This is a genomic window from Faecalicatena contorta, assembly GCF_001404335.1.
Taxonomy (GTDB): Bacteria; Bacillota; Clostridia; order Lachnospirales; family Lachnospiraceae; genus Faecalicatena; species Faecalicatena contortus_B.
This window is the reverse complement of record NZ_CYZU01000113.1, coordinates 1-2,614: the sequence shown is the minus strand read 5'-3', so window position 1 is coordinate 2,614 and position 2,614 is coordinate 1. Positions and strand designations below refer to the sequence as shown.

At 39.5% G+C, this 2,614-nt stretch carries 5 protein-coding genes; all 5 read left to right on the top strand.

Annotated elements, in window-relative coordinates:
• Positions 1-134: 134 nt before the first annotated feature.
• The gene (locus ARB69_RS25435; RefSeq protein WP_055155402.1) at positions 135-1,007 is read left to right on the top strand and encodes a hypothetical protein; all 873 of its coding nucleotides are present in this window, start codon (positions 135-137) and stop codon (positions 1,005-1,007) included.
• Positions 1,008-1,083: 76 nt separating this feature from the next.
• On the top strand, positions 1,084-1,500 hold the full coding sequence (locus tag ARB69_RS25430; RefSeq protein ID WP_330377769.1) for a phage holin family protein: 417 nt from the start codon (positions 1,084-1,086) through the stop codon (positions 1,498-1,500).
• Between the two features lie 209 nt (positions 1,501-1,709).
• Positions 1,710-1,898 carry a hypothetical protein gene (locus ARB69_RS27335; protein ID WP_167702525.1) on the top strand — a complete coding sequence of 63 codons (189 nt, stop codon included), beginning with the start codon at positions 1,710-1,712 and terminating at the stop codon, positions 1,896-1,898.
• Positions 1,843-2,334, top strand: a complete 492-nt coding sequence (locus ARB69_RS25425) for a DUF2335 domain-containing protein (protein WP_055155401.1) — start codon at positions 1,843-1,845, stop codon at positions 2,332-2,334. Before ARB69_RS27335 ends, ARB69_RS25425 begins: the two co-directional genes overlap by 56 nt.
• Positions 2,335-2,390: 56 nt before the next feature.
• The coding region (locus tag ARB69_RS25420) for a GH25 family lysozyme (protein WP_278314423.1) at positions 2,391-2,614 on the top strand (224 nt) is incomplete at its 3' end.

Genomic DNA, 2,614 nt, shown 5'->3' with positions numbered 1-2,614 from the left:
CAATGACATTAGTCACAGGATAATAGGTCGAGTTAATCAGATTAAAATTAGCCGCGTTCAAATTGCTATTTAGTGAATTTATGGAGAATCAGATAGAGGTGCAAATAAAGACATAAAAGAAAGAAGGTGATACGATGTCCTTAATTTTGGCATCCCGTGCAACGGTCTATGATAGATATGCCATTTCCCGAAAGTTCACAGCTCAGGAAACGGCAATAAATATGGTGCAAGGGAATATAGCGCTCCTTGTATCCGCATCCGAAATAGAGGAACTTAAGAACGGAGATAAGACAATGTACAGCAAATTATCGGCTGTCGAAATGGATTTGAACTCAATAAATTTGGCAGTATCATCCTCAGAATACAAAGACATTAACGGTGTCCTCAGTGCAATAACCCAGGCCAGGACATCCATAGAACTTAATTCACAGGAGATACGGCTAAAAGTAAGTAAGGATAGTATTATTTCCACAATAAATCAATCTGCAGAGGCTGTAAGTATTGATGCAAATAAGATAAATCTAAATGGCGTTGTGACTGCAAACGAGAATTTTAAGATTCTCCAAGACGGCAGTATGGAGGCAAAGAACGGATTGTTTAGAGGCGATATCCAGATAGAAGTTGCTAATAGATTCGAAAGAGGTGTACGCATACATAATAAGATTACTGGAGAGAGCGGGACACTACAGGCAGGTTATTTAGGCGTAGGCGGTATGACAACTAATGGGAGCGTGATGTATGTAAATATATTTGGTGGTGACGATACAGATCCCAAATATGGGGATCCATTTATTCTATTATATCATGATGGTGTTCAGGCAACGCTATACCCTAATTATCTGGATATAAGAGATGGGAAAATATGGTGCAAGGAACTTGATGTAACAGAGAAAATACACAGTGGGGGGCTCAGTACAAGTAATGCTATGTTAAGTGGTACTACACGCCAAAATGGAGACATGTACATAGTCGGAAACCTATATGTAAACGGCAAACAAATTAATTAAGGAGAAGTATATGAGAATCAGAGCAAGACCCTTGGGGTCTTATTTTTGTGAAAACAATAGAAAGAGAGTGAGGTAAATGAAGAAAATGGAGAAATTATTTAACTGGATTAGCGTCGTATTCGGGGCGGCCGGAGGGATCTTGTCTTATTGGCTGGGAGGATGGGATGTGCTGCTAAAGACGATCGTGTTTCTGGCAATTGCTGATTATATTACTGGGTGGATCAAAGGCATATATACGAAACAGTTATCGTCGGAAATCGGTTTTAGGGGGCTACTGAAAAAGATAGTCATGTTTATTGTGATCGCGGTATCTTTTGTTATCCAGGGGCTGATCGGCGGGACAATACCATTACGGGAAGTCGTTATTATGTTTTATATCGCGAATGAGGGGTTGAGCCTGCTGGAAAATGCGGCAGTGTTTACGCCTATACCGGATAAATTAAAAAATGTTTTGCTGCAGCTAAGAGACAAGGATTCGGGGGACGCAAAATAAGCGTCTTCTTCTTATGTGTTTTATAATATATAAAACAGAACGAGACATAAGAATAAAACAGAATAGATTCAGAAGAATTACACAGAGTGCAAAAGAATTCAAAAACCACTAGAAAAAAGACTGTTTATATTGTATAATTAATGAACACAATAACAAGAACGTTATTGTGAAACCGTATTAATAGAACTGCTTGGAAGGGAAGGGTTTGTATGAAAACTACTATTAGCAAGAGTTTTTTAGACGGGTATATAAAAACATTAAACTTAGGTGGTACAAAAGAATGGCCAGATCTTTCAGAAGATAGAATGAAAGATTATAAAGCACTAAGGAGTGATTGGGACAATGTCGGAAAATCAATCAGAGAAGAAACAAGAAATTTTGGAAGCGCCAGATGTTGAAGTGGAAGAAAAAGAAAAAGAACAAGTCCGACAAGTAGTAGCTGAGGTAATAAGAAGCGAATTTAGCGGCCCGATTCCTCCGCCAAGTATCATAAAGGGATACGAAGAAATATTACCAGGATCTGCCGACAGGATTCTTGCAATGGCGGAAAAACAGTCAGATCATAGGCAAGAAATGGAAAGGAAGATTGTAAATACAGAAGCAAGAGATAGTTTGCTTGGAATTCTTTTTGCATTTATGCTAGGATTTGGATGTATCCTTGCTGCTGTAGTTATGGTTATACTCGTACCTAAAAGCGCGGGCGTGATATCAGGTGCGGTCTTAGGCGTTACGGGTATTGGTTCCATCATTGCGACATTTATAAAAAGTACAAGAGGAAGCTATGGCAGGAAAAAAGAAGAAAGGAAAAATCAAAATTCTGAAAATTCAATATAGGGCAAGAAAGGAAAGGGGACGAGTAATCGTCCTCTTTTTGATGAGGAGAATAGAATATGAGTAAAAGAATTATTGATGTAAGTGAGCACCAGGGAAACATTAATTGGGATCAGGTAAAGAGTACGGGAGTGGCGGGTGTAATAATCCGCTGCGGTTATGGAGATGATATCGCCAGCCAGGACGACAAGCAATGGAAACGGAACGCTGATGAGTGTACCCGCTTGGGGATCCCATTCGGGACATATATCTATAGCTATGCAACCAGCATGGCCCAGGCAGA

Bases quoted from the DNA above. Each gene is read 5' to 3' on its own strand.
- ARB69_RS25435 (WP_055155402.1), top strand. From the start codon at position 135: ATGTCCTTAATTTTGGCATCCCGTGCAACGGTCTATGATAGATATGCC.
- ARB69_RS25430 (WP_330377769.1), top strand. From the start codon at position 1,084: ATGAAGAAAATGGAGAAATTATTTAACTGGATTAGCGTCGTATTCGGG.
- ARB69_RS27335 (WP_167702525.1), top strand. From the start codon at position 1,710: ATGAAAACTACTATTAGCAAGAGTTTTTTAGACGGGTATATAAAAACA.
- ARB69_RS25425 (WP_055155401.1), top strand. From the start codon at position 1,843: ATGTCGGAAAATCAATCAGAGAAGAAACAAGAAATTTTGGAAGCGCCA.